Genomic DNA, 24,743 nt, shown 5'->3' with positions numbered 1-24,743 from the left:
TCAGATCGCCTGCGGGCAGGCTCCTACAGCGCCGCCAGCTCCGTCAACGGCCAGCGCGGTCGTACCTTGATCGGCAACTCGGCAGTTTCCCCCGCCTGCAGACGCAAGGCCCCGGCAAAGGCGATCATGGCACCGTTGTCGGTGCAGTATTGAGGTGCCGGATAGAATACCTCCACGCCCCGCTTCTTCATCTGCTCAGAGAGTTTCGCGCGCAGGGAACGGTTGGCGCTCACCCCTCCCGCCATCACCAGCTGCTTGTAGCCCGTCTGCTCCATGGCCCGGCGGCACTTGATGATCAGGGTGTCCACCGCCGCCTCTTCAAACGCCCGGGCCACATCGGCACGGTCCTGCTCGGACAGGGCTTCTTTGCCACCCAGGTCGTGAATGGTATTGAGGGTAAAGGTCTTCAGGCCGGAAAAGCTCATATCCAGGCCGGGGCGGTCGGTCATGGGCCTGGGGAAACGGAAACGCCCTGCAGTGCCGTTTTCAGCCAACGCGGCGATGCGTGGGCCACCGGGATACCCGAGCCCCATCATCTTGGCAGCCTTATCAAAGGCCTCCCCGGCTGCATCATCCACGGATTCACCGAGGATCGCGTAATCCCCCAGGCTGCTGGCGTCCAGCAACAGGGTGTGGCCGCCGCTGACCAGCAGCGCTACAAACGGAAACTTGGGGGCGCGCTCTTCCAGCAGAGGCGCCAGCAGGTGCCCCTCCATATGGTGCACCTCCACCGCAGGAATCCCCCAGCCAAAGGCCAGGGAACGGGCCACGCCAGCGCCCACCAGCAGGGCCCCCGCCAGACCAGGACCAGCAGTATAGGCCACACCGTCCAGCTGATCGGGCCGGGTATCTGCCTCCGCCAGCACCTGTTTCAGGAGCGGCAATACCCGCTGCACATGGTCGCGACTGGCCAGCTCCGGCACCACGCCACCATAGCGGGCGTGCATGTCCACCTGGCTGAACAGGGCCTGGCCCAACAAACCGGCCTCGGTGTCGTAAATCGCCACACCGGTCTCGTCACAGCTTGATTCGATACCCAAAACGCGCATGATGCCTACCTTTGAAATCAGGGCGCCATAATACCCGCTGAGAGGCTGATTTGCATTTTCCAGCAACTCCGGTACAATCGCGCCCTCGCTGCAAATGGGACACCTGAGCCCGCAGCGAATCCATAAACTCTAATTTCTAGGAAGGTGATTCTTCATGCCTCAGGTGAAGGTGAAAGAAGGCGAACCGTTTGATGTGGCCCTGCGCCGATTCAAGCGTGGCTGTGAAAAAGCGGGCATCCTGTCTGAAGTGCGTCGTCGCGAACAGTATGAGAAGCCCACTCAAGAGCGTAAGCGCAAGCGTGCCGCAGCCGTCAAGCGTCACCTTAAAAAACTGCAGCGTGAGCAACTCGCTCGCAAGCGCCTTTACTAAGCACCGCTGAGTAGAGACGTCTGATGAGTGCGCTCAAAGAGCAGCTCACTGCAGCCATGAAAGACGCCATGCGTGCGAAAGATAAAGCACGTCTTGGCGTTTTTCGTATGGCGCTGGCAGCGATCAAGCAGATTGAAGTGGACGAGCGCATCGAACCCGATGACGAGCGTGTACTGGCCCTGCTCGACAAGCTGATCAAGCAGCGCAAGGACTCTGCGACCCAATACCGTGATGCCAACCGGGCCGATCTGGCCGAGGTGGAAGAAGCGGAAATCGCCGTGCTCCAGGAATATCTTCCCGAACAACTCAGCGATGCTGAAATCGATACCCTGATTGATGACGCCATTGCCAGCACCGGTGCAGCCGGTATGCAGGACATGGGCAAAGTCATGGGCATTCTCAAGCCCAAGTTTCAGGGCCGTGCCGACATGGGCGCTGCCAGCGGCAAGGTTCGCGCCAAGCTGAACAGCTAAACGCCCCTCAAATATAATCCCGTATTCCTCTGCATCCACCGGGCTCGCTCCGGGGTTTTTACCATGCGGTTGCGTCTACCGCGGAGATCGCCTGCCTGCAAGCTCTCGGATTCCCTCCGGTCATCCGCAACAAAAAAAGGCCGGGACGAGGCAACCAGATTGCCACTCTCCCAGCCTCGCCTTGAATACAGCCCATGTTTCGCTGTTAACGATTCACGGTTAACCGTCTCACCGATACCCCCCCATATAGACAGGCTCTGCCACACCGGCACGCACCGCATTGGCCTGCTGCACCTGAGGAGAAGGCAGCACCAGCAACCCCTGATCATACTCTCGTATTTCACCCGCACGGTTCTGCTCGGTGGTGGCGTCTGCCGGTCGGAAAATCATACTGTCTTCCTGCTCCTGCTGCGCCTGCGCGTCTTCTTCATCCTCTTCAGGAGGATAGGCCAGGAAGGGTTCCAGTTGGCGCTGCTCGATAATGTGCCGGGCCTTGTCGGCACGCACATAGAAACGCACGAGTTGCGCCCCCTCTATCTGCCCGGAATAGGCCTGCCGGAGTACGGTTTCCTCATCCAGCCAGGTTTTCAAGACGGATCCATCACTTCCTCGGGAAGCATGGGAGCCAGACTGCCATCCTCCAGCAATTTCCAGACGAGTCCGTTGATCTCCATGTAGGCTTTTACAGCCTGAGTATTCGCCTCTGCCATGGCTTCCTGCCCATTGATTTTACTGCTGTATACCGATTATTAGCGCTTGAATCTGATTTCTCTACCCTTGAATGCAAAACTTTACACAGCAGAGGAGCCTTTACGAGCTATCACCCGGTACGCCATTCTGGTTGAATACACGGCCCTTTACCAAAAGCATTCTAGTCATGGCGCGCATACCGGATAACTTCATACAGGATCTGCTGGCCCGCACCGATCTGGTGGAGCTGATTGATGCCCGTGTGCCGCTGAAAAAAACCGGCCGCAACTACAGCGCCTGCTGCCCCTTTCATCAGGAAAAAACCCCGTCCTTTACCGTCGCCCCGGACAAGCAGTTCTATTACTGCTTCGGCTGTGGCGCCAAGGGCAACGCGGTGGGTTTCCTGATGGAATACGAACACATGAGCTTCCCGGAGGCCGTGAAGCAGCTGGCCAGCCAGGCCGGCATGGAAGTGCCGGAGTCACGTCCGGAAACCGCCGCAGACCGGCAACGCAAGGATCGTCTTCAATCCCTCTACGATCTTCTTGGCCGCGCCGAACATTTCTACACCCAGCAGCTGCGCCAGGCCCCGGAGAAACAGAGCGCCGTCAACTATCTCAAGAACCGCGGCCTGAGCGGGGAAATCGCCAAACGGTTTGCCCTCGGCTTTGCCCCCCCGGGATTCGACAACCTGATCACCGGCCTGTCGCTCACCGAAGCCACCCTGGAACAGGCCCTCACTGCCGGGCTACTGGTGCGCAGGGACGACACCGGACGGGTGTATGACAAGTTCCGTGACCGCATTATCTTTCCCATCCGCGACACCCGCGGCCGCACCATCGGCTTCGGCGGGCGACTGCTGGGTGACGGCAAACCGAAATACCTGAACAGCCCGGAAACCCCCGTTTTCCACAAGGGCCAGGAGCTCTATGGCCTGTGGGAGTGGCGTCAGAGCCGCGATCGCAGCGAGCGCCTCTATGTGGTGGAAGGGTACATGGACGTGATCGCCCTGCATCAGTACGGCGTCCCCAATGTGGTCGCCACCCTCGGCACCGCCACCACCGAAGAACATGCCCACAAGCTGTTCCGCCAGGTGGATGAGGTCATCCTCTGCTTTGATGGCGACAAGGCAGGGGTACGTGCGGCATGGCGAGCGCTGGAATCCCTGCTCCCGGCCCTGGATGACGGCAAGCAGGTACGCTTCCTGTTCCTGCCCGATGGCGAAGACCCGGACACTCTGGTCAGGGCACAAGGCCCGGAAGCCCTGCGCGCCCTCACCGACAAGGCCGACGCCCTGTCCAACTACCTGTTCAGGCATCTCTCCGAAGGGCTCGACCTGAACACCGTGGATGGCCGCGCCCGTTTGGCCCGTCTCGCCCTGCCCTACCTGGACAAACCCGCCGGGCCTGTCTACCGCGCCCTGCTAACGGAAGAGCTGGCCCAGCTAACCCGACTGGACAAGGAATCCCTGATCCAGCTGAAACCTGCCAAACCGGCTCCCGCCGAGCCTGCCCCCCGCCAGCGCCCGCCCGAATCAGGCCACGACAGCGATGACATGGCAGCCATGACAGCGCCGCCGGAATGGGATGTCCCGCCGCCCCGGGACGATGACGATTATTACCCCGGCGATGATTTTCCGATCGAACGGGAAGCCGGCAACACGGCACCTCAGCGCCCGAACAACGGACGGCGGAAAGGCCCGCTGACCATGGCCGAGCGCCTGGTACTGGTATTGCTGGACTATCCCGCCCTGGTGGACACGCACCCGCTGCCCGAGGGCGTAGAACAGCTGAACGTGCCGCATATCGATTTGCTGATTCAAGTGGCCGGGTTGTGCCGCAAACACCAGCATCCTGCGGCCCTGATGGGATCCCTGATGGCTCAGGAACAGGGAGAAGCCTTCTCCCGCCTGCTCAAGGCCAGCCTCAAGCCCCCAATGGAAGAAACCATGGCCACCCGCCTGTGGCAGGATGCCCTTTCGCAACTGGAAGTGGCGCGCCTGGAAGCCGCACTACTGGCGGTGGAACAGGCCGGCATCCCCGACGCAGCACACTGGCAGGAACTCCACCGGGCGCTGGCTGAAGCTCGCCAGCATGCACGCAAGCCATTCCACTAGAGATACATGCTAACTCCTTGTTTTTTCAGTTAGCGGTTCTCCAGCGACTGTCAACGGCCAACTGGCTCCATCCCTTGCAATCACTGGCCGTCACCCCCATCTAGGAGTATAATACGCCGTTTCCCCAAGGCATCATCACGACGACGGGCTTTATTGCATGACGACTCAAAAGCAGCAGCAACAATCACAGCTGAAGCTGTTGATCGCTCTCGGCAAGGAACAGGGCTACCTGACCTATGCTGAAGTTAACGACCATCTGCCGGACTCCATCACCGACACCGACCAGGTTGAAGACATCATCCAGATGATCAACGACATGGGCATTACGGTGGTCGAAAAAGCCTCCGATGCCGATCAGCTGATGATCGATGAAAGCGCCGACAGCACCGATGAAGTTGCTGCCGAAGAAGCTGCTGCCGTCCTCGCCTCGGTAGAAAGTGAGCCAGGCCGCACCACCGATCCCGTGCGTATGTACATGCGCGAGATGGGCACCGTAGAGCTGCTCACCCGGGAAGGCGAAATTGAAATCGCCAAGCGCATCGAGGAAGGCACCCGCGAAGTCTTGCACGCCCTGGCCTTCTGGCCTGGCGCAGTCGACATGCTGATCGACGAATACGCCCGCGTCGAAAACGAAGAACGCAAACTGACCGATATCATTGCCGGTTACCTGGATCCTAACGACGATGGGGCTGCGGCCACCAACGCCAACAAGGAGCCCACCTTCGCGGAAAAAGCCAAGAAGGAAGAAAACGCTGACGACAAAGACAAGAACGACAGCGACGACGATGATGATGATGAAGATGAAGGCGGTCTGGATCCGGTACTGGCGGCCGAGCGCTTCAACGAGCTGAAAAAGCTCCATGAAAAAGCGGAGCGGGCACTCAAGCGCAATGGCCGCGACCACGCCAGCACCGCCAAGGCGCTGGAAGCCCTGGCCGAGCACTTCACCCTGTTCAAACTGGTTCCGCGCATCTATGACGAGATGCTGGTTGGCGCCCGCAACAATCTCGACCTGGTGCGCAAGTTCGAGCGTCAGATCATGTCTTCCGCCATCCGCCGTGGCGGCATGGACCGCAAGGATTTCATCAAACAGTTCCCGGGTAATGAAACCGACATGGGCTGGGTGGACATCCAGCTGAAGACCAAGAAAGGCAAAGCCATTGCTGACAAGCTCAGCCTGGTGAAAGAAGACATCCAGCGCGCACAGCGCAAGATTTCCACCATTGAAGAAGTGATCGGTTTGCCGGTTGCAGACATCAAGGAAATCAACCGCCGCATCTCCATTGGCGAAGCCAAGGCTCGCCGCGCCAAGAAGGAAATGGTGGAAGCCAACCTGCGTCTGGTGATTTCCATTGCCAAAAAGTACACCAACCGCGGCCTGCAGTTCCTCGATCTGATTCAGGAAGGCAACATCGGCCTGATGAAAGCCGTGGACAAGTTCGAATATCGCCGTGGTTACAAGTTCTCTACCTACGCCACCTGGTGGATTCGTCAGGCCATCACCCGCTCCATTGCGGACCAAGCGCGCACCATCCGGATTCCGGTGCACATGATAGAGACCATCAACAAGATCAACCGGGTGCAGCGTCAGATGCTGCAGGAAATGGGTCGTGAGCCAACTCCGGAAGAACTGGGCGTGCGTCTGGAAATGCCGGAAGACAAGGTCCGCAAGGTACTGAAGATCGCCAAAGAGCCGATCTCCATGGAAACCCCCATCGGTGACGATGAAGATTCCAGCTTGGGCGACTTTATCGAAGACGGCAACATGGAATCCCCGGTGGATTCAGCGACGTCTCTGGGTCTGGAAGAAGCCACCCGCGAAGTTCTGGCCAACCTGACAGCACGGGAAGCCAAGGTACTGCGCATGCGTTTCGGTATCGACATGAACACTGACCACACCCTCGAGGAAGTGGGCAAGCAGTTCGACGTGACCCGTGAGCGTATCCGTCAGATCGAAGCCAAGGCCCTGCGCAAGCTGCGTCATCCGAGCCGCAGCGAACACCTGCGCAGCTTCCTGGACGGCGATCTGTAAATTAAAGCCGGGCGCTTGAGGCCGGATGCAAGACGCAAACCCGGGCTGCTACGCAGTCCGGGTTCATAATAAAAAAGGATCGACCTTTCCCTGCTTCGAATTCACGTTATAATCCTTGCCCGCGCAAATGCGCAGCAAGACGTCAAACGTCGTAACGACGGCGCTAGGCGACTTCTCCGGGCCTATAGCTCAGTTGGTTAGAGCAGTCGACTCATAATCGATTGGTCCCAGGTTCAAGTCCTGGTGGGCCCACCAATTTTCTTTCCTGTTTCCCATCTCTTAGTGTGTAGCATGAGCTGCCTGCAACTGGCAGCCTGTACTTCACATGCTGCATAAAGTGACTTTCACACTTTTTCGACAGGTGACAGCAGCTCTTATAGAAGGGGAAAACAAAAGCGGCCCCATCTGAACCGCTTATATTTCCTTGATCACCTTATCGGCTGGAAGCGCATCAGGTCATCAATACTGGGCGGCGTCCGGTACTCGGGGAACAAGGGGACGGGAGAAAAAAGTTCGGGCCAGTTTTCTTCGCTGGGCGCAAACTCCATGACAATACGCGTCTGCAACTCATACCCCTCATTCTCGTCACCTTTACGCTTCTGCACGGTGATCTTTGCTGGCGCACCCTGTCGGTAGGAGACCAGCGTTCGCTCCCAGGGGACGTTGGAGTCACTAGCAACGTCGTCAACCTGCTTCAATTTTCCATCGTCGTAGTAACTGTACCTGAGCGCTATCGAGCCGGGATCGCCAACTTCGGAGAGCCTGCCGTTGTGGTCATAGTGATAACTATCGAGAGTTTCATGCTGATCATCTTCTGTGCCCCAAATCCCGTCTTCACCGTAGGAACTTCGCACCATGGCCGTCACTTGTTCCGACGCATTGAAGAGATAGGAGTAGTAATAACTGCCTGATTCAGGACCAGCATCGGCGGCACCCGGATGGACGATCACGCGATCGGCCAAGCGAGTGGCCGTGTTGGTATATAAGTCGGCAGATGTTGAGCCGTTGTAGCGTTGAGAGTCCTCTTCGACGCTATCATCCAGATAGCGGTAGGACCGTGTTTGATGGGCGGAAGAGCATCCCCTCAGAAGCTTGATTGAGACGGCAATTGGATGAGCATCCATGCAGTATTCATCGAGCACCGCCGTCCAGGAACTATCCGCAGCAAGGTCAATGCTCAGGGGCCGCTGCTCGGCATCGAAGATGACGGTATTGGTCTGCGTGTGATCGACGATGGCGGGCAGATCAGGCTCATCCACAGCCTCAAGGTCGATATTCGTGGTGGTAAATTCTGACAACGCCAATATCTCGGCAACCGTCGCGTCCAGGCCAACAAATTCGTAGTCGATCACCTCCGTTGCAGTCCCACCAAAATGCTCGAGTTCTGCATTGATCAGGTAGCTGTAACCAGAGTCAAAGCCATACATGAAGAGTCCGGTTACGTAACCGGACTCTTGCTGCAGTCGTCGGCCGTCACGCACCGGGCACTTCATTGGCCCATTATTCGAAAGACCTAGCACAGCCAGCCCCGTAGCGCCGGTCGGCGAGCCTGCCATGCCATGAAAATACAGATCCGGATAGCGCAGCAACGGGGTCGACGCTGACATGTACTGGCACTGAAGATAGGGATGCGACGTGTCATCCCCGGTATCCCAGACCCTATCTGGCCCGACCGAATCCAGCTGCACGTTGATCGTCAGTTCATCAGGATACTGGAACTGCATACGCGCCACCTGGGCGCCGTCGGCGTCATAAAACCAGGCGCGACTTGGCGCGCTGCTGTTTGTGGTTTCCGTGACGGCGCCGCCGCTGGATGAGGAGCCTCCTCCACAACTGGCCGTCATCAGGGTGACCAGGCATGCCAGGCTGTAGCGCAGTGTTATTGTCATAATGTTGTCCGAGAGAAGTCAGGCTGAAAGCAGCCTGTTGATGGCCGCAAAAAGCGATATCACCTTAATGTCAGCGCCGCCTTTTCAATATGGCAGCGTGCATCCCGATTTATTTTTCCCCGGCCGCATAGTAATCCAGATGCTCGAAACTATCATGTTCACACCCACCGGGATCTGGCGTGGTCATCCCACAGGATGCAATGAGATCATTCGCTCATACCGGGTAACGTGAGATTTTTCTGCTGTAACTGCCGCTCAAGAGAAATTTCTGCGCAAGCAGCGCTCCGTCTCAAATGAAGCAGACAAGCGCCGGCATCGGCCTGGTTATGCCGGCATTGCCCACGAGAGGCGCAGACATCGCATCCCCCCTCTCCTCCCGCTATGATGAAGGCACTCTGGACGGATCAACTGAAGGGAATCCGATACCGTGAACAATAAATGGGTGTGCCGGGCTGCGGGGGCACTGGCACTCTGGTGTGGGTTAATGGCCAACACCGCCTCTGCGGAACAACGGACGGGGCTGGTGCTTTCCGGTGGCGGTGCCAGAGGGCTCGCCCATATCGGCGTTCTCAAGGCACTCAAGGAACACAACATCACCGTTGATGCGGTAGCCGGCACCAGCATGGGCTCCATCGTGGGTGGCCTCTATGCCACCGGATACTCGGTTGATGAAATCGAGCAAATTGCCGTGGAGATGGACTGGAGAGAGGCGTTCTCCGACACCTCACCTCGTTCCCATTCCCTGTTTGCCTACCGCCAGCTGGATGCGGGAGCGCCGGTGGATTACCGGCTCAGAATTAACCGCGATGGTATCGCGTTACCCCGCGCGGCCCTGCAGGGCCAGCACCTGACCTTGATCCTGGACGAAATTTTTGCCCCGGCCCGTGACGTTCAGGACTTTGATCACCTTGCCGTTCCCTACCGTGCCGTTGCGGCAGACCTGGTTACCGGAGAACAGGTCATTCTCAAACAGGGCCGATTGAGCAGCGCAGTAAGAGCCAGCATGTCCATACCCGGGCTGCTGGAACCCATCGTCATTGACGATCGGCTGCTGGTCGACGGCGGTATCGCCAACAATATCCCCATTACTGCGCTGGATGATCAGCAGCTGGACAGACTGATCGTCGTCGATGTCGGCAGCCCCCGCTGGACCAAGGAAGATATCAACTCCTTCGGTCAGGTGCTGGCCCAGCTCACCGCATTGATGGTTCGCAACAACAGTGACCAGAGCCTTGCCCAGCTTGATGAACAGGACATTGTCATCAAACCGGATCTGGACGGCATTTCAAGCAGCGGCTTCACCCAGGCACAACAGGCCATTGATGCCGGCTATGCCGCGGCCATGGCTGTGCTTGGCCCACCTCCTGCCAACACCGCTATCGCAGATAGTGCGCAGTCCGACCAACATCACGTGTCCCCCATCGCGGTCGAGACCAGCCCGATCATCGATGAGATTCAAATCAGCAACAGTGGCGTGGTCAGCGACCGTGTCATTGCGGCCATGATTAACCAACGCACAGGCGAGCCCCTGGATCGGGCGCGCATTCGCGACGATATTTCCCATATCTATGCGCTCGATTATCACGACAGCATCCGTTACCAGCTGGAGAATGTGGACGGTAAAACCCGCCTGCATGTTCAGGCCAAGGAACGCCATACCAGCAACACCTTTGCCCAGCTTGGGCTACAGTTCTCCGATGATATGCGCGGCGATGCAACCTTCGGCATATTCGGCTCCCTGCGTGTGGCTGGCCTCAACCGCTATGGCGGAACGGCGGCCGTTTTTGCCAATCTGGGATCTCGCCCGCTACTGGAAGCACGCTTCTTTCAACCCATTGACCATCGTTTGATTTTCTTTGTCGAGCCCGTAGCAGGCTACCGCTCCGATGACATCGATCTGTATTTTGGCAACGATATTACCGAGCCGGCCGCAGTGACCCTGCGCCGCGCCGAGACCTTCGGCGGTCTGGATACCGGGGCCGCAATTTTTCGGCAGCGCGGCGAGGTCAGGGTGGGTGCCAGGGCACTCCGCGGGGAAGTTGACCCCAAGGTTGGCTTTCTGATTGAGCGCGACACCTATCATGATCGTTACCTGTTTTCCCGGCTCAGCTGGGACACCTACGATGACCTGGCCTTTCCCTCACGAGGCATACGGGGACAATACGAATATCAGGAGCACAATACTGAATTCGGCGCCGATGTGGATTACCACCGCAACCTCTTCGACATTGGCATCGCCACCACGGTCGCCGACATTTCTATTGTTGCTGAAGCAAAAGCGGCAATATCCAACACCGAGCCAGGCGCCGAAGCCATTGAACCGCTCGGTGGCTTTCTTTCCCTTTCCGGGCTGCCACCCAACAGCATCTGGGGTAATCACAGCGCCCTTGGCCGCGTGGTGGTCTCCAAGCCACTACGACCTAATCTGATCCTGCCTGCCTCGGTTCAAATCTATGCCGGCGCATCCTACGAACTGGGCAATGTCTGGATTGACCGGGATGATGTGGATACCGATTCCCTGCTGTCCAGCGGCAGCCTGTTTCTTGGCACCCGGACACCGCTCGGCCCCGGCTATGTATCTATTGGCCGCACCGAAGGAGACCTCTATGCCTTCAATATTTATTTCGGTTATGTATTTCGGTAAGGCCAGGTCATGATGCAGAAAAAAAGCTGGGCACTGATACTTTCTGTGGCGTTACTTTTGGGTTATGGCATCTGGTTTCACAGCCGTGTTCCCGTCCAGGACGCAGACTGGAAAGAGAAATATGCCGTCACGCCCGAGGTCACCCTTCATGGCGACACCCTGCACATTAACGGCATCAGGGATTTTCGTTTTGATTCGGATGGCCAGGTTGTGCAAGCCCGCTACCTGAACCGCACCTATACGTTGTCGAAACTCAAAGGCCTCTGGTTCGGCCTCTCCCACTTTGGCGGCGATGGCCTTGCCCATGCGTTTGCAAGCTTTGAATTTTCTGACGGTACTTTTCTGGCCGTTTCCATTGAGGCACGACTGCGCAAGGAGCAAAACAGGTACAACCCCCTGGCGGGCGCTTTTCGAAACTACACCAAGATGGTGGTCCTTGGCACAGAGCAAGACGTGATCGGTTCGCGAGCATTTTCCGCACAGGAACCCGTATTCCTTTATCCAATCAATGGCTCTGCACTGCAGGGACAGGCGCTGTTACTCAACTTCCTGCGCCGGGCCGACATCCTCTCCAGGACTCCAGATTTCTACAACACCCTGACAGACAATTGCCTCACCGGGTTGCTGGCCGAATCCGGTCGCTATACGGAGCTTCATGACTGGCTCGACTACCGGCTACTGCTTCCTGGCTATTCCCATGAAGTTCTCTACGAGCACGGCCTGATTGGGCAAGGCGAAAGCCTGGAACAGATTCAGGCGCAGGCAAGGGTAAATCCGGATATTGCCCCTGACACGGACAACTACTCGCAAAAAATTCGCAGCGCGCCTTCACTGTAGAAGCCCGTGTATGGCAATTCCGCCACAACCGGAAACTGAGCAGTATTCTCACGCCTTATCAGGGGGTGGGGCTTACCCCCCCTGCCCACATCACGTTGGCAGGCCGACAATGAATAACCCGGAGAGTTCGCTCATGGATGGACACAAAACCCTGGTACCCGATTGGCAAAATGCTTTGCGCAAACTTCGAGAGGAAGGGCAAGGTGAACAGGCGGCGGCCATTGAAGCTGCCCTGCAGGATGGACAAAAAATCCGTGCGATCAAGTTGTTAAAAACATCGGGGCTTTACCCGGAAAACCAGAGCGATGAATAGCGCCACCGCTTGGCGCAGGTGACATCCGGAAAGGGGTATCCAGTGCAGAAACCTATACCCTCCCGGGAAAAGAACGCCCACTCCGAAGCAGGCTGATCTCTGCCATGACAATATTTCAGATGTGGTCATGACCCCAAAAGGATCACGAGAGCATCATCTCTCTCGCAATTTACCAATGATGCTCACCACGCCCAGCACCAACGCACCGGCCAATACCCCCCCGATAAGGTTGACCAGCAAAGGTACGACAATCGATGCAGCACCCGCCATTTCCTGCAAGTGATGCACCCAGTCATGGGAACCGGGAATGCCATGAACCAGAATGCCGCCGCCCACCAGGAACATGGCCAGGGTGCCCACCACAGACAGCGTCTTCATCAGCCAGGGGGCCATGGCAAGAATGCCCTTGCCAAGGGCAATGCGCAGCCCGGCAGCGGGCGCCTGCGGATGGGTCCTGGCGAGGTAGAGGCCCGCATCATCCAGCTTCACGATACCCGCCACCAGACCATACACACCGATGGTCATCAGCACGGCAATGGCGCAGATGGCTGCGACCTGCACGCCAAAGGTGGCAGACTGCACCGCCCCCAGTGAAATCACGATAATCTCTGCGGAAAGAATGAAGTCGGTTCGAATGGCACCCTTGACCTTCTCTTTCTCGAAGGCCACCAGATCCACGCCGGGATCGGCAATTGCCTTGAGGGTTTCCTGGTGTGTGGCGTGAGCTTCTTCCTTGTGAAAAAACTTATGGGCCAGTTTTTCGCAGCCTTCATAACACAGGAACGCGCCGCCAATCATCAGCAAGGGCGTAATCAACCAGGGCATAAATGCACTGATCAGCAAGGCGGCCGGCACCAGAATCAGTTTGTTGATGGCCGACCCCTTGGCGACCGCCCACACTACCGGCAGCTCCCTGTCAGCTTTTACACCAGACACCTGTTCTGCATTAAGCGCCAGATCATCACCAAGCACCCCGGCAGTTTTCTTGGCCGCCACCTTGGTCATGACAGACACGTCATCCAGCAAGGTTGCGATATCATCAATCAGTGCCAGCAGGCTGGTTCCCGCCATATTTGTCTCCTTACCTACGGCCATTGCGGGCTGCAGTGTAACCTCAAGACCACGGCAGTGCACCGCTTGCACTCGACACTGCCATCCTTTGCTATAGTCTGTTCATACATTCATGACTTGTCGCTGCCCATGCCCGCCTCTTCCTCTCAGCGCCCAGCGTGCCTGACCCAGTTTAACCGTGAAGAACTGTCCCCGGGCCTGATCCGGGTAAGCTGCCACTACTTTCCCGAACGTCTTGAAAGCCGTCACTTTCAGGAGGCAGACATCACTCTCCCTCCCTCGCTGCAAACGGCTGTCAACAAGCGCAAAGCTGAGTACCTGGCAGGGCGCTGGTGTGGCCGGGAAGCACTCCGCCAGATAGGTAGCGACGGGGTGCCCGGATTCCATTCCGACCGCTCTCCGGTCTGGCCCGTCGGCACCCTGGGCAGCATCACCCACAGTCACGGCATTGCGGAAGTCATGGTGGGGGATGCGCGCCATTGGTTGACCGTTGGGCTGGACACGGAGCAATGGGTAAGCCCGGAGCGAGCAGCCAGGCTGGAGAGAGAATTACTGACGGAAGAGGAGCTGAAGACGCTAGCCGGAATGAGTCCGCTGCAAAGGGCGAATCGTCTGACCCTGATTTTTTCAGCCAAGGAAAGTCTGTTCAAAGCCCTCTACCCGCTGACAGGGAAGCGCTTCTACTTCCACGATGCCGTGCGCCGCCAACCCAACAGCCTGACCTTGCTCCGCACCTTGTCACCGGAGTGGCCCAAGGGCACACAGATACCCTTCCGCTGGCGCGAAAGGCAACACAGCGTACTCAGCTGGATCGCCTTACCCAGAAATAGCTAACGTAAAGGGCCTGCATTAACGATTTGACTTCGCCACCAGCCAGGATACGAGCAATATCGGACTTTATAGGGGTATTTTGGCGGTCTTTCCCCCTTGGCGCTGTGAATTTCTGCCTCTTAACCATGCAAATGGAGGGACACATTGGGAGACCCTCCTTATTTTCATCTCCCTCAAGCCTTTGCGCCCCTCACTCTCTGAAATTGATGAAAGAAGGCATCCATTTTCACGTATTGCTTACCGCGCATTCCCCATGGTGCATTAACTGACTGCCAATGCATTAATTTGGATTCCCCGAAATGCTTTCCCATTGTCAGACAACCACTTATCCATTGATTGGCACCACCTATCCCCTGGGTATACATTATAGATATCTGTCACCTAAGCCTTGGGGGCTAAGATGGGGACGAGAACGTGACAGGGATCACATTATGAACAATATTTCACTGGTGCTTGCGGCAACCTTTCTGCTGGTCGGCACCAGTTTTGCTGATGGGCAGGATGAGCGCTTTCTTGAACAGCTTTATCCGGATGGCGGTACTACCCTTTATTGTCAGGAAGCGTTCCGGGCCGGCGATCGCCTATCCGTGGATAACATTTATGACGAACGCCGTTTAGCCAAGCACTTTGGCTGTCGCAGCAGTCGTTTTTGCACTGCCAACGCAGACTACACCACCATCTCACAAGATCTTCATGGCCGTTTCCCGGTCACCCGGAAGACGGAACTTGATCGGCGCCGCACCCTGTTTGGAGATTTGCCCGACAACATCACCACTGATACAGAATGTGGTTACCGACAGTCATTCCAGGTCTTTGAACCGCCACTGCATGCCAAGGGTGACGTTGCCCGAGCCATGCTCTACCTGCATGACCGCTACCAGCTCCCACTGATTGGCACCCTGGAAATGTATCAGCGCTGGAACAAGGAAGACCCTGTGGACGAGGGAGAGAAACGGCGTAATGACGATATTGAGAAGTTACAGGGCAACCGCAATCCGTTTATTGATAATCCTGCCAAGGCAGAGTCACTGAAGGGCTCATCACCTCTGAACATGCAGTTCCCCTAAATTGGGAGGAACGTCGCGCGCTTCACGCAACACGCGAAACGGCAATAAAAAAACCGCACCCAGGGTGCGGTTTTTTTTGCTTGCTGCATGGAGCTTGCGACGTGACGTCGCGCTCAATCAGAACAGATCGGCGTCCAGCTCCATCATGGTGCCAGCACCGGCTTTCAGCTGGGCAAACAGGGCCTCGGCCTTGGGCAGGATACGCTGGACGTAGTACTTGCCAGTAACACGCTTGGCCTTGGCAAAGTCGTCATCACGGCCATCGGTGGCGGCCAGCATCTGTGCCCAAAGCCAGGCATAGATGGCGTAGCCGAAGATATCCAGGTACTCCACCGCGCCCGCGCTGATTGCGTCGGGGTTGTTACCAGCCTGCGTCAGCAGTTCACCCGTCGCGTCCTTGAGCAGGGCCAGCGCAACTTGTACCGGCTCCAGCACGTCAGCCAGCTGGCTGTTGCCAGCATTGGCTTCCAGCCAGGCATTGGCATCGGCCAGGAACGCATCGACAGACTTGCCGCCATTACGGGCCACTTTACGGCCAGCCAGGTCAAGCGCCTGGATACCGTTGGTGCCTTCATAGATCTGGGAAATTCGGCAGTCACGAACGAACTGCTCCATCCCCCACTCGCGGATATAACCATGACCACCGAAGACCTGCTGGCCAGTGATGGTGGTTTCCAGACCGCGATCGGTGAAGAAGGCCTTGGCAATCGGGGTCAACAGTGCGACACGATCTTCCGCTTTCTTCTTGATGTCTGCATCGTCGCTGAACTTGGCGGCATCCAGTTGCATGCCCACGTAGGCAGCCAGGGCACGGCCACCTTCGTTGATGGCACGCATGTTCATCAGCATGCGACGCACATCGCCGTGTACGATAATCGGGTCAGCCGGGCCACTGGGGTTCTTGGCTCCGGTGGCGCTGCGACCCTGCAAGCGCTCGCGGGCATAGTCCACTGCACTCTGGTAGCTCACTTCACCCAGACCCAGGCCCTGCAGACCAATGGACAGACGCTCGTAATTCATCATGGTGAACATGCATGCGAGGCCCTGATTCGGTTCGCCGATGATCCAGCCCTTGGCGCCGTCAAAGTTCATCACGCAGGTAGCGGAACCCTTGATGCCCATCTTGTGCTCAATGGAGCCACAGGTAGCACCGTTACGCTCACCCGGGTTGTTGTCAGCATCGGGCAGGAACTTGGGCACCAGGAACAGGGAAATGCCCTTGGAGCCTGCAGGCGCATCCGGCAGCTTGGCGAGCACCAGGTGAATGTGGTTGCTGGTCAGGTCGTGCTCACCGCCAGTGATGAAAATCTTGGTGCCGGTGATGCTGAAAGAACCGTCATCGTTGGGCTCTGCCTTGGTGCGGCCAATGCCCAGATCGGTCCCGGAATGGGGCTCGGTCAGGCACATGGTGCCGCTCCACTCACCGCTGTAGAGCTTGGGCAGATACTGGCTCTTCAGCGCCTCGGAGGCGTGGGCATCGATGGCCAGACAGGCACCACTGGTCAGCGCGGGATACAGCGCAAATGAAGAGTTGGCACTGTGCATCATTTCCTCGAACAGCACCGCGAGGGACTTGGGCATGCCCTGGCCTCCGAACTCCGGGTTACCGGAGAAGGCAGTCCAGCCATTCTCGGCGAAGGTCTTGAAGGCTTCCTTGAAGCCCTCCGGCGTGGTCACATCGCCGTCGTTCCAGCGACAGCCCTGTTCGTCACCTTCACGGTTGAGGGGGAACAGCAGACCTTCAGTCATCTTGCCCGCTTCTTCCAGAATGGCGTCGGACAGGTCGCGGGTTACCTCGGCGGTAGCAGGCATGGTGGCCCACTGCTCGTCCGCTTTGAACACATCGTTGAGAACAAAACGCATGTCCTCGAGGGGCGCTTTATAGATCGCCATTTGCACTTCTCCCGAAAATTGGCAGGGCGCAAATTTTAGGCAGCCGGAGCCCGTCATTACAGGCTTATTTGTGACTCACCGTTCATGACGGCACGCCATACGGGGATTCCGGGGCTGACCGAAAAGTCACGCCTTGTGACTGTCCGAGCCCTCTTTCACGGGCTCGGGTCGATTCCACAACCACAAGAGTGTCACACACAGCATCAAGGGCACGACAATCTTGACGGCAATATAGGCATTGGAGAACGAGATAATCATGATGCTGATCAGCATCATGGTGGAGGCCGCACACTTGGCCCGGCGGGATACAGCGCCATTCTGGCGCCATTGCAGAATCGGCTCACCGTAGCGGGGATGTTCCAGCAGCCACTGCTCCAGCGCAGGCCAGCCGCGGGTTCCGGCCCAGGCGGCCACCAGCAGAAAGGGCACCGTGGGCAAGCCCGGTACCACCACACCGATCATCCCAAGGGTGACAAAACATATCGCCAGAAAACGCCAGCACAGTGTCCGTACCATTACCCTGATCCTTCGGGATCCCGCCCTGAACGGGACCACCTGCTCATTACGAGGATTCAGTATGCGACGGCTTGCGGACTCAGGCAAAGGCATTACAGACCCGGGATGTGTGCCTTTCGTCGTAAATCAGGGTGGCGCAAGCGCCCCCTCCCGGTTTACTGCCCTGGGCCCGTCGCCCAATAAAAAAACCCGCCATAAAGGCGGGTTTTTTTATTGGGCTTGAGCCGCAGGATCAGAATGCGAAGTGTTCGGCATCCAGTTCCATCATGCAGTCCAGGCCGCCTTCAATGGCACCCTTGTGGCCGGCAACGCGCGGCAGGATACGCTTGAAGTAGAACTTGGCAGTGCTGATCTTGGCCTTGTAGAAGTCCTCGTCACCCGCACCCGCTTCCAGCTTGGCATGAGCCACAGCCGCCATGCGCGCCCACAGATACGCCAGGGTCACGTAACCGGAGTACATCAGGTAATCCACGGAAGCAGCGCCAACATAATCCGGGTTCTGCATGGCCTGCATACCGATGGCCTGGGTCAGCTCACCCCATTCCTTGTTGTAAGCCGCCAGCGGCTCCAGGAGTTCCTTCAGGTCAGCATTGTCTGCATTCGACTCGCAGAACTTGTGAACGATCTTGGTGAAGTTACGCAGGGCCTGACCCTGAGTCATCATCACTTTACGACCCAACAGGTCCAGCGCTTGAATGCCGGTAGTACCTTCATACAGGGTAGAGATACGCGCATCACGCACGTTCTGCTCCATGCCCCACTCACGGATGAAGCCGTGGCCACCGTAGATCTGCACGCCGTGGTTGGCGGCTTCCAGACCCGCTTCGGTCACGAATGCCTTGGCGATGGGCGTCAGCAGAGCCATCAGATCATCGGCTTCCTTGCGGGCCGCGTCATCCTTCTCCAGCTTCACCTTGTCACCCAGCTGGGCACACAGGTAAACCAGCGCACGACCACCTTCGGCGAACGCCTTGGAGGTGAGCAGCATGCGACGCACGTCCGGGTGAACGATAATCGGATCCGCCGGACCTTCCGGGTTTTTCGGGCCAGACAGGCTGCGCATGGCCAGACGATCTTTGGCGTAGGTCAGCCCACCCTGAAAGCCCAGCTCGGCGTGAGCCACACCCTGGATAGCGGTACCCAGACGGGCAAAGTTCATGAACGTGAACATGCAGTTCAGGCCCTTGTTCTCCGGGCCGATCAGGTAACCTTTGGCACCGTCAAAATTCATTACGCAGGTTGCAGATGCCTTGATGCCCATCTTGTGTTCAATGGAACCACAGGCAACGGCATTGCGCTCGCCCACACCGCCATTACCGTCGGTGAGGAACTTCGGCACGATGAACAGGGAGATACCCTTGGTGCCTGCAGGCGCGCCCGGCAGACGGGCCAGAACGATGTGGACGATATTCTCGGCCATATCGTGCTCACCGGCAGAGATGAAAATCTTGGTACCGGTAATGCTGTAGGAGCCATCGGCGTTCGGCTCGGCCTTGGACTTGAGAATACCCAGGTCGGAACCACAGTGCGGCTCGGTCAAACACATGGTGCCGGTCCACTCACCGCTGGTCAGCTTGGGCAGGTAGGACTGCTTCTGCTCGTCGGTGCCGTGCTCTTCGATGGTGGCGACTGCACCATGAGACAGACCCGGATACATGCTCCAGGACCAGTTGGCGGTACCGGTCATTTCGGAGATGGCGATACCCGCAGAGCCCGGCAGGCCCTGACCACCAAACTCCGGATCGCCGCCCATGGCCGGCCAGCCGCCTTCCACGTACTTGGCGTAGGCTTCTTTGAAGCCTTTCGGGGTGGTAACAACACCATTGTCAAAACCACAGCCTTCCTCATCACCGGAACGGTTCAGGGGAGCCAGTTCGTTTTCTGAGAACTTGGCACCCTCTTCCAGAAAGGCGTTCAGCAGTTCACTGTTGATGTCTTCCAGACCGAGGCTTGCGTAGTGGCCGTCCAGGTCCAGGACTTCGTTCAGTACAAAGCGCATGTCGCGCAGGGGAGCCTTGTAATCCGGCATCTCAAATCTCCCTAATCAAAGAGTGAAAATGCGGCGGGCCACGAGCTCGCCGGTCATTGGGAGGGTAATCTTAGGTCAGCGTTCCAGCGAGTCTCCAGTGCTATTTGTGACCCACAAGTCAAACAAGCGTTTGAAACTGCCGTTTGCAATATAAAAGCCAAGTTTTACAGTGACTTATTAAAATATCGCAAAAATAAACAAGGCGTATATCGCACCACCGATTACTCCGCCATCGCTGCTATACTCCTGTCCAACTGATGAAGGAATCATGAATATGCTCGATCCCAACCTGCTCGATATTCTGGTCTGCCCGGTGAGCAAGGCCCCGCTGATCTACGACGAGAAACAAGGTGAATTGAAGTGCAAGGCCAGCGGTCTGGCCTACCCGGTTCGCGACGGCATTCCCGTGATGCTGGAAGAACAGGCACGCACAATGACTGACGCCGAGATCAGCAAGCTCTAAGTTGTCGAACAAGGAATCCCCATGCACAAGGCCATCGCCTTTTCCCTGACGCTTCTCAGCAGCACATTATTTGCCGCAGAAAACAGCGGAGTCGAAGGGAGCGCAAACGATCCCGACAGACAGGCTGAAGTGCCTTCGGAAAACACCTCCCCCAGTCAGATGAGCGAAAAGCAGAAACTCAATGACTGCCTGCTGCGAAGTGCCCAGACCGCCGACCCCAATGTCACGGCCAGGGAACTTCGGGGCTGGTGCACTAACGGTGAACCGGAAAAGCAACGCAGTCTCCATGAAGATGCCTTGCGGGCGAGACTGGCCCTGGAAAACACCTCCCAGGGCAATCCCTTCGTGATTACTCCTCACCGGCGTAATTACCTGATGCCCTACAGCTACTGGTCCAATCGCAAATGGAACGATCCAGACAAGGACGATAGTTCGCTGGATCCCACTGAAGTCAAATTTCAACTTTCACTGAAAGCCCCCATCAAGGAAAACATCATAGATGATGTCACCCTCTGGATGGCTTTCACCGGCACCTTCTACTGGCAGGCTTACAACAAGGACGAGTCGGCACCGTTTCGCGAGGTGAATTACGAGCCGGAAATCTTCATCACCAAGCCGGTTAACTGGCAAATCGGCCCAGTGGATTCCGAGCTGCTGGCACTGGGCTTTGTCCATGAATCCAACGGACAGGACGTTCCGGTATCACGGAGCTGGAACCGTATCTTCATGACTTATGTGGCCAAGACCGGGGATTACTACTGGTCACTCAAGCCCTGGTACCGCCTTCCGGAAAGCAGCAAGGACGATCCCCTGGATACTCAGGGCGATGACAACCCGGATATTGAAAAATACCTGGGGCATTTCGAACTGGAAGTCGCCCGCCCATTCGGCAATCACGTACTGGAAATCATGGTGCGCAACAATCTGCGCAGCGACAACAAGGGGGCCGGACGCTTGAATTATTCATTCCCGCTGTCAAAGCGCTTCAAGGGACTGGTGCAAGTATTCAGTGGTTACGGGGATTCGTTGATCAATTACGACGATTACGAAAACCGGTTCAGCCTGGGAATCTTGTTGACGGATTCGTTGTAAGCGTTTCGAGTAGCCAAGAGCAAAACCCGATCCAGCCAAAAGCAGGAGGGCACTTTCGGGTTTTCGCTACTCGAGACTCGTCGTCCGCTATTGCATCAATACCACAGCGTAAACAGCAACCGCGTCACAGTGGCATCAAAACTGTATAGCGGCTCAGTGCCCGGCGTGGTTTGCACACGGATATCCCGGAAGTTGTTGTAGTCGAACTGGAAACGATCCACCCACAGGTGCAAGCCAGCGCGATCAAAAGTTTCCCAGTTCTCCTTGTTGAACTGAAAACCTATCCCCAGCCCGATCACCGTGGATTCGAAATCGCTCAGTTCCTTGTCCCGGGCCAGAAAGTTGCTGGCATCCCTGAAGGGAAACAAGTCGGAATAAAAATCTGCCTGGCCCTGCTCATAACGACGGTAACGGCTTTCCAGGGTCCAGCGTTGACCCAGCGGCTGTATCAGTTTCAGTTGCCAGCTATTGGCATCAATGCCCCAGGAATCACTATAAACCCGATACTCACCATGCAACCCGGCCCGCCACGGCAGGTAATACGATAACCCCAGGGTCGTTGCCTCACTGGTGCGGGTTCGCGGATACCGTTCCGGCTGAAAACTGTAGCCGCCACCACTATTGAGATAGCGTACGGAGCGGTAAGGGTTATTCAGATATCCTTCATCGGTAATCAACTCATGGCCCAGGCTGGCCACCAGATCCCGGGTAAGCACCTGAGACAGACCAATGCGAAAATGCTGGCGATCCGCTTCATCGGAAAAGGTGTTATCTCCGCTACGGAACACTTCATCCTTGCCCAGCGAATAGCCCAGGCGCAAGGTAGTCAAATCACCAAAGAAATCCTGGCTCAGGTCAAAGTGGGCCGAGTTCGCCTCGAAATCATTTTCCTTGCTGACGCCATAGCTCAGGGAGTAAATCGACTTGCCGTGCAGGTAATCCACGCCGACACTTTTCTCGGTGCGCTTTTCCGAATAGGGGCTGGCACTGGTCACCACATCGATGGAGGCCGCGGACACTTCGTCCACATAGTAGTTGGCACTTACCGCCACCTTGTCGGCAAAGGACTTCCTCACCAGCACTGACGGCCCGGCAATCTCCATCCCGCCGCCATCATATTCATGGCGCAACAGATCGAAGCGGTCTTCGGGCAGCACTGCCGCCTGCACCTCCGCGCCCAGCAGTAGCACAGCCATCAGCAAAAAAGGATTACGTATCAGTTGCACCCGCAACCTCCACCCGCACTGCCCTCTGCTCCGCGCATGGCTTCACGAGCCTGATGCACGTGATGCATATAATTTTCTGCCACCGGATGGCCCGCAGCGTTCATCACCGGGTCGGCAAGTCGTGAACGCTCATAGGGTTTCACCCAGGGCTTGATGGCGCAGCCGGTTTGCAGAATGACCACAATCAGCAGCGCGATACGCATCATCATTCCAGCACCAATGCCTTGATCTGCGCTTCGTACTTGTCCATGAAACCGTCCTTGTAGCCGCGATGGTGGTGGCGCACCACCCCGTTGCGATCAATCAGCACCGTGGTGGGCATGGCATCCACCGTATAGGTTTCGCTGGTTCCGTTATCCGGATCGAACAGCACCGGGAACGATACAGGCACCTTGTCCAGCAGCTTCATGGCCTGACTGCGCTCTTCATCCAGGTTGATGCCCACCACGGTAAATCCGTAATCACGATACTCACGATAAAGGTCATTCAGCAACGGCATTTCCGTACGACAGGGGCCACACCATGACGCCCAGAAGTTCACCAGCACCACCGTGCCGCGTAGCTCGTTGAGCTTTACATTTCGGCCATCCAGTGACTTGAGAGTGAAATCCGGCGCCGGCTTACCTTCCTCCGCTGCCAGCGCCGGAGCCGCCAACATAGAGAGCGCCATGGCTATCGTGATCAATACCGCTAATACTGTTTTCATTGTGGCCTTCCCCCAAAATCAGAAAAACAGGCTCACGCCCGCACTCAATTCCATGTTGTGTGTGAGTTTGTCCTCGCCCAGCACATCGAGATTGAACAGATGGTCTTTCATGTCTACCCGAAAAGCGGTGAAATCGTTGATCAACAACCGGTACCCCACCCCAAGACTGATGGTGAAATGTTCATCTCCGGCAAACTCTGTCATTCCGGCGCCACCCAATACAAAAAGCGCGTTGTTGAACGCACGGTTTCGGGACAGGAAGGCTTCGCCCGGCAACAGGTTATAACCGACCCCTGCCTGGTAGTAGGTAAAGGCTCGCTCATCATCCGTGAGCAATTGCACCCCGGCATTCAGCCTTTCAAAACTGGTTTCATCCGCCTTGGCCCTGCCCAACATGGCCTCGAAGAACACATCTTCGGAGAGATGATAATCCAGTCTCAGCCCCAACACCGGCTGGGTACCAAAATCCTCAATGGAAATCAGACCGGTGTAGATCCCTGCCTCAAAATTTTCTGAATCAATATCCGCTTCGGTAATACGGCGCCGTTCGATGCGGGGATCCAGCACAGATTCCGGTCTGGCATCGCGCACTACCGCTTCCTGTTCTGCCCGTTCGTCGGCCCCAGCCAGTATCGGCAACAGCAGGCTCAAAACAATACAGAGAAACCGAATTTCCATTCTTCAATATTCCGATTCTGGTTTTCTTCAGTGAACAGCACGTAGCTGCGATATTCTGTGCGCAACAGGAAGCCTCGAGCCAGGTAATATTTCAGGCCCAGACCGCCTTGGGCATAGTTTTCCTTGCGGTTTTCCGGGCGCACCAGAGTGGCTCTTGGCTCGATCGTGGCACGTCCTGTGCCTAACATGACATAGGGAGACAGGCGCCAGGCAGGAAAAAGCTGATGCTGCAGATTGATCTCGAAAACATCGTTATTCGAAAAGTCACCACTCGCAAGAAAATACTGTGTTTCTGCGGTAATGTTTTCAGTGAACCGATAACCCAACGCCACGCCCAGCGAAGAGGCACCATCATAGCTTCCCCCCAGCAACGAGGCCTGCCAGCGATGGTTTTGCCACTGCTCACTGGAATAGGCCAGCGCCGGCGGCTCGCCAGTGCCATCACGGGTTTCCAGTAGTGCCTTCCGAGGCACCCAGCCCACCCGGCCACGCACGGTTTCCACCTTGATCCAGCCCGCTCGCTCAAACAGCAGGGTCAGCGGTGCATTGCGCTCAACCACATGAAAGACCGGATAACCTCGGCCAGGACCGGTATGCAATTCCAGGAATGATGCCTCGACCTTGACCTGCAACGGCCTGGTGGTCTGCGATTGTTCTGCAATGGCTGGCTGAAATATTCCCGCGCAGACCACGAGGCAACATACCCTGAGCAGGATTTCAAAATACTCTGCGTGCGTCTTTAACATCTAGCATTCATG

At 57.0% G+C, this 24,743-nt stretch carries 24 protein-coding genes and 1 tRNA gene; 12 read left to right on the top strand and 13 right to left on the bottom strand.

Features of this window, described 5'->3' with window-relative positions; translation table 11 throughout:
- Window positions 1-23: 23 nt before the first annotated feature.
- Window positions 24-1,049 carry a tRNA (adenosine(37)-N6)-threonylcarbamoyltransferase complex transferase subunit TsaD gene (gene tsaD / locus GQF00_RS11805; RefSeq protein WP_161319367.1) on the bottom strand — a complete coding sequence of 342 codons (1,026 nt, stop codon included), beginning with the start codon at window positions 1,047-1,049 and terminating at the stop codon, window positions 24-26.
- A gap of 154 nt (window positions 1,050-1,203) precedes the next feature.
- Here tsaD and rpsU point away from each other — a divergent pair, with 154 nt between their 5' ends.
- On the top strand, window positions 1,204-1,419 hold the full coding sequence (gene rpsU, locus GQF00_RS11800) for a 30S ribosomal protein S21 (protein ID WP_007148705.1): 216 nt from the start codon (window positions 1,204-1,206) through the stop codon (window positions 1,417-1,419).
- A gap of 23 nt (window positions 1,420-1,442) precedes the next feature.
- A complete protein-coding gene (locus GQF00_RS11795; protein WP_161319366.1) occupies window positions 1,443-1,892 on the top strand; it encodes a GatB/YqeY domain-containing protein in 450 nt (149 codons plus the stop codon).
- A 228-nt stretch (window positions 1,893-2,120) separates the two neighbouring features.
- Here GQF00_RS11795 and GQF00_RS11790 read toward each other — a convergent pair whose 3' ends face one another.
- Together GQF00_RS11790 and GQF00_RS16745 are read right to left on the bottom strand one after the other, a co-directional pair.
- Complete coding sequence (locus GQF00_RS11790; RefSeq protein WP_161319365.1) at window positions 2,121-2,483, bottom strand: hypothetical protein; 363 nt, start codon at window positions 2,481-2,483, stop codon at window positions 2,121-2,123.
- Window positions 2,480-2,602 carry a hypothetical protein gene (locus tag GQF00_RS16745; RefSeq protein WP_255461757.1) on the bottom strand — a complete coding sequence of 41 codons (123 nt, stop codon included), beginning with the start codon at window positions 2,600-2,602 and terminating at the stop codon, window positions 2,480-2,482. Before GQF00_RS16745 ends, GQF00_RS11790 begins: the two co-directional genes overlap by 4 nt.
- Window positions 2,603-2,769: 167 nt before the next feature.
- On the opposite strand from GQF00_RS16745, the gene dnaG reads away from it, so the two are divergent.
- The 3 genes from dnaG to GQF00_RS11775 all read left to right on the top strand — a co-directional run bounded on the left by dnaG (window position 2,770) and on the right by GQF00_RS11775 (window position 6,985).
- Window positions 2,770-4,698, top strand: coding sequence for a DNA primase (gene dnaG / locus GQF00_RS11785; protein WP_161319364.1), 1,929 nt, complete (start codon window positions 2,770-2,772; stop codon window positions 4,696-4,698).
- Window positions 4,699-4,855: 157 nt separating this feature from the next.
- Entirely contained in the window at window positions 4,856-6,730 is a 1,875-nt protein-coding gene (gene rpoD / locus GQF00_RS11780) for an RNA polymerase sigma factor RpoD (protein WP_161319363.1), read from the top strand.
- 178 nt (window positions 6,731-6,908) lie between these two features.
- Window positions 6,909-6,985 (top strand) — tRNA-Ile (locus tag GQF00_RS11775).
- Window positions 6,986-7,158: 173 nt separating this feature from the next.
- Here the strand turns inward: GQF00_RS11775 and GQF00_RS11770 are convergent.
- Entirely contained in the window at window positions 7,159-8,619 is a 1,461-nt protein-coding gene (locus GQF00_RS11770; RefSeq protein WP_161319362.1) for a hypothetical protein, read from the bottom strand.
- Window positions 8,620-9,046: 427 nt separating this feature from the next.
- Here GQF00_RS11770 and GQF00_RS11765 point away from each other — a divergent pair, with 427 nt between their 5' ends.
- From GQF00_RS11765 to GQF00_RS11755, 3 genes are all read left to right on the top strand, one after another.
- Entirely contained in the window at window positions 9,047-11,263 is a 2,217-nt protein-coding gene (locus tag GQF00_RS11765; RefSeq protein ID WP_161319361.1) for a patatin-like phospholipase family protein, read from the top strand.
- Window positions 11,264-11,272: 9 nt separating this feature from the next.
- Window positions 11,273-12,100: a DUF4105 domain-containing protein gene (locus GQF00_RS11760; protein WP_161319360.1), complete on the top strand. Its 828-nt coding sequence runs from the start codon at window positions 11,273-11,275 to the stop codon at window positions 12,098-12,100.
- A 109-nt stretch (window positions 12,101-12,209) separates the two neighbouring features.
- A complete protein-coding gene (locus GQF00_RS11755; RefSeq protein ID WP_161319359.1) occupies window positions 12,210-12,413 on the top strand; it encodes a hypothetical protein in 204 nt (67 codons plus the stop codon).
- 153 nt (window positions 12,414-12,566) lie between these two features.
- Here the strand turns inward: GQF00_RS11755 and GQF00_RS11750 are convergent, their stop codons facing one another.
- A complete protein-coding gene (locus GQF00_RS11750; protein ID WP_161319358.1) occupies window positions 12,567-13,484 on the bottom strand; it encodes a DUF808 domain-containing protein in 918 nt (305 codons plus the stop codon).
- A 129-nt stretch (window positions 13,485-13,613) separates the two neighbouring features.
- Between GQF00_RS11750 and GQF00_RS11745 the strand changes: the two genes are divergently transcribed.
- Together GQF00_RS11745 and GQF00_RS11740 are read left to right on the top strand one after the other, a co-directional pair.
- Entirely contained in the window at window positions 13,614-14,318 is a 705-nt protein-coding gene (locus GQF00_RS11745; protein WP_161319357.1) for a 4'-phosphopantetheinyl transferase, read from the top strand.
- 428 nt (window positions 14,319-14,746) lie between these two features.
- Window positions 14,747-15,382 (top strand): endonuclease, encoded by a 636-nt coding sequence (locus tag GQF00_RS11740; protein ID WP_161319356.1) that lies wholly within the window; start codon window positions 14,747-14,749, stop codon window positions 15,380-15,382.
- Window positions 15,383-15,499: 117 nt separating this feature from the next.
- Here the strand turns inward: GQF00_RS11740 and GQF00_RS11735 are convergent, their stop codons facing one another.
- The 3 genes from GQF00_RS11735 to GQF00_RS11725 form a co-directional block, all read right to left on the bottom strand.
- Window positions 15,500-17,275 carry an acyl-CoA dehydrogenase C-terminal domain-containing protein gene (locus GQF00_RS11735; RefSeq protein ID WP_161319355.1) on the bottom strand — a complete coding sequence of 592 codons (1,776 nt, stop codon included), beginning with the start codon at window positions 17,273-17,275 and terminating at the stop codon, window positions 15,500-15,502.
- Window positions 17,276-17,401: 126 nt separating this feature from the next.
- Entirely contained in the window at window positions 17,402-17,791 is a 390-nt protein-coding gene (locus GQF00_RS11730) for a YbaN family protein (RefSeq protein ID WP_161319354.1), read from the bottom strand.
- Window positions 17,792-18,023: 232 nt separating this feature from the next.
- Window positions 18,024-19,820 (bottom strand): acyl-CoA dehydrogenase C-terminal domain-containing protein, encoded by a 1,797-nt coding sequence (locus GQF00_RS11725; RefSeq protein ID WP_161319353.1) that lies wholly within the window; start codon window positions 19,818-19,820, stop codon window positions 18,024-18,026.
- A gap of 274 nt (window positions 19,821-20,094) precedes the next feature.
- On the opposite strand from GQF00_RS11725, the gene GQF00_RS11720 reads away from it, so the two are divergent.
- On the top strand, window positions 20,095-20,283 hold the full coding sequence (locus GQF00_RS11720) for a Trm112 family protein (RefSeq protein WP_161319881.1): 189 nt from the start codon (window positions 20,095-20,097) through the stop codon (window positions 20,281-20,283).
- A gap of 21 nt (window positions 20,284-20,304) precedes the next feature.
- Entirely contained in the window at window positions 20,305-21,375 is a 1,071-nt protein-coding gene (locus GQF00_RS11715; RefSeq protein ID WP_161319352.1) for a phospholipase A, read from the top strand.
- Between the two features lie 95 nt (window positions 21,376-21,470).
- On the opposite strand, the gene GQF00_RS11710 is transcribed toward GQF00_RS11715, so the two are convergent.
- Genes GQF00_RS11710 through GQF00_RS11690 form a run of 5 tightly spaced genes read right to left on the bottom strand, consistent with a single transcriptional unit; the run spans window position 21,471 to window position 24,731 of the window.
- Window positions 21,471-22,601 carry a DUF3570 domain-containing protein gene (locus GQF00_RS11710; protein WP_370519492.1) on the bottom strand — a complete coding sequence of 377 codons (1,131 nt, stop codon included), beginning with the start codon at window positions 22,599-22,601 and terminating at the stop codon, window positions 21,471-21,473.
- On the bottom strand, window positions 22,592-22,810 hold the full coding sequence (locus GQF00_RS11705) for a DUF4266 domain-containing protein (RefSeq protein ID WP_237440502.1): 219 nt from the start codon (window positions 22,808-22,810) through the stop codon (window positions 22,592-22,594). Before GQF00_RS11705 ends, GQF00_RS11710 begins: the two co-directional genes overlap by 10 nt.
- Window positions 22,807-23,307, bottom strand: coding sequence for a TlpA disulfide reductase family protein (locus GQF00_RS11700; RefSeq protein ID WP_161319351.1), 501 nt, complete (start codon window positions 23,305-23,307; stop codon window positions 22,807-22,809). The genes GQF00_RS11705 and GQF00_RS11700 overlap by 4 nt, the downstream gene beginning before the upstream one ends.
- An 18-nt stretch (window positions 23,308-23,325) precedes the next feature.
- The gene (locus GQF00_RS11695; protein WP_161319350.1) at window positions 23,326-23,985 is read right to left on the bottom strand and encodes an outer membrane beta-barrel domain-containing protein; all 660 of its coding nucleotides are present in this window, start codon (window positions 23,983-23,985) and stop codon (window positions 23,326-23,328) included.
- Window positions 23,955-24,731, bottom strand: coding sequence for an SH3 domain-containing protein (locus GQF00_RS11690; protein ID WP_161319349.1), 777 nt, complete (start codon window positions 24,729-24,731; stop codon window positions 23,955-23,957). The genes GQF00_RS11695 and GQF00_RS11690 overlap by 31 nt, the downstream gene beginning before the upstream one ends.
- Window positions 24,732-24,743 lie beyond the last annotated feature (12 nt).

It is taken from the genome of Alcanivorax sp. DP30 (genome assembly GCF_009882945.1).
Taxonomy (GTDB): Bacteria; Pseudomonadota; Gammaproteobacteria; order Pseudomonadales; family Alcanivoracaceae; genus Alcanivorax.
This window is presented reverse-complemented; position numbering and strand designations above follow the sequence as displayed.

What these genes read in the sequence shown, in the direction of transcription:
- GQF00_RS11690 (WP_161319349.1), bottom strand. Translation starts at nt 24,731, where the DNA reads ATGTTAAAGACGCACGCAGAGTATTTTGAAATCCTGCTCAGGGTATGT.
- GQF00_RS11730 (WP_161319354.1), bottom strand. Translation starts at nt 17,791, where the DNA reads ATGGTACGGACACTGTGCTGGCGTTTTCTGGCGATATGTTTTGTCACC.
- rpoD (WP_161319363.1), top strand. Translation starts at nt 4,856, where the DNA reads ATGACGACTCAAAAGCAGCAGCAACAATCACAGCTGAAGCTGTTGATC.
- GQF00_RS11770 (WP_161319362.1), bottom strand. Translation starts at nt 8,619, where the DNA reads ATGACAATAACACTGCGCTACAGCCTGGCATGCCTGGTCACCCTGATG.
- GQF00_RS11740 (WP_161319356.1), top strand. Translation starts at nt 14,747, where the DNA reads ATGAACAATATTTCACTGGTGCTTGCGGCAACCTTTCTGCTGGTCGGC.
- tsaD (WP_161319367.1), bottom strand. Translation starts at nt 1,049, where the DNA reads ATGCGCGTTTTGGGTATCGAATCAAGCTGTGACGAGACCGGTGTGGCG.
- dnaG (WP_161319364.1), top strand. Translation starts at nt 2,770, where the DNA reads ATGGCGCGCATACCGGATAACTTCATACAGGATCTGCTGGCCCGCACC.
- GQF00_RS11745 (WP_161319357.1), top strand. Translation starts at nt 13,614, where the DNA reads ATGCCCGCCTCTTCCTCTCAGCGCCCAGCGTGCCTGACCCAGTTTAAC.
- GQF00_RS11735 (WP_161319355.1), bottom strand. Translation starts at nt 17,275, where the DNA reads ATGGCGATCTATAAAGCGCCCCTCGAGGACATGCGTTTTGTTCTCAAC.
- GQF00_RS16745 (WP_255461757.1), bottom strand. Translation starts at nt 2,602, where the DNA reads ATGGCAGAGGCGAATACTCAGGCTGTAAAAGCCTACATGGAGATCAAC.
- GQF00_RS11725 (WP_161319353.1), bottom strand. Translation starts at nt 19,820, where the DNA reads ATGCCGGATTACAAGGCTCCCCTGCGCGACATGCGCTTTGTACTGAAC.
- GQF00_RS11700 (WP_161319351.1), bottom strand. Translation starts at nt 23,307, where the DNA reads ATGAAAACAGTATTAGCGGTATTGATCACGATAGCCATGGCGCTCTCT.
- GQF00_RS11715 (WP_161319352.1), top strand. Translation starts at nt 20,305, where the DNA reads ATGCACAAGGCCATCGCCTTTTCCCTGACGCTTCTCAGCAGCACATTA.
- GQF00_RS11755 (WP_161319359.1), top strand. Translation starts at nt 12,210, where the DNA reads ATGAATAACCCGGAGAGTTCGCTCATGGATGGACACAAAACCCTGGTA.
- rpsU (WP_007148705.1), top strand. Translation starts at nt 1,204, where the DNA reads ATGCCTCAGGTGAAGGTGAAAGAAGGCGAACCGTTTGATGTGGCCCTG.
- GQF00_RS11750 (WP_161319358.1), bottom strand. Translation starts at nt 13,484, where the DNA reads ATGGCGGGAACCAGCCTGCTGGCACTGATTGATGATATCGCAACCTTG.
- GQF00_RS11705 (WP_237440502.1), bottom strand. Translation starts at nt 22,810, where the DNA reads ATGATGATGCGTATCGCGCTGCTGATTGTGGTCATTCTGCAAACCGGC.
- GQF00_RS11720 (WP_161319881.1), top strand. Translation starts at nt 20,095, where the DNA reads ATGCTCGATCCCAACCTGCTCGATATTCTGGTCTGCCCGGTGAGCAAG.
- GQF00_RS11760 (WP_161319360.1), top strand. Translation starts at nt 11,273, where the DNA reads ATGATGCAGAAAAAAAGCTGGGCACTGATACTTTCTGTGGCGTTACTT.
- GQF00_RS11795 (WP_161319366.1), top strand. Translation starts at nt 1,443, where the DNA reads ATGAGTGCGCTCAAAGAGCAGCTCACTGCAGCCATGAAAGACGCCATG.
- GQF00_RS11695 (WP_161319350.1), bottom strand. Translation starts at nt 23,985, where the DNA reads ATGGAAATTCGGTTTCTCTGTATTGTTTTGAGCCTGCTGTTGCCGATA.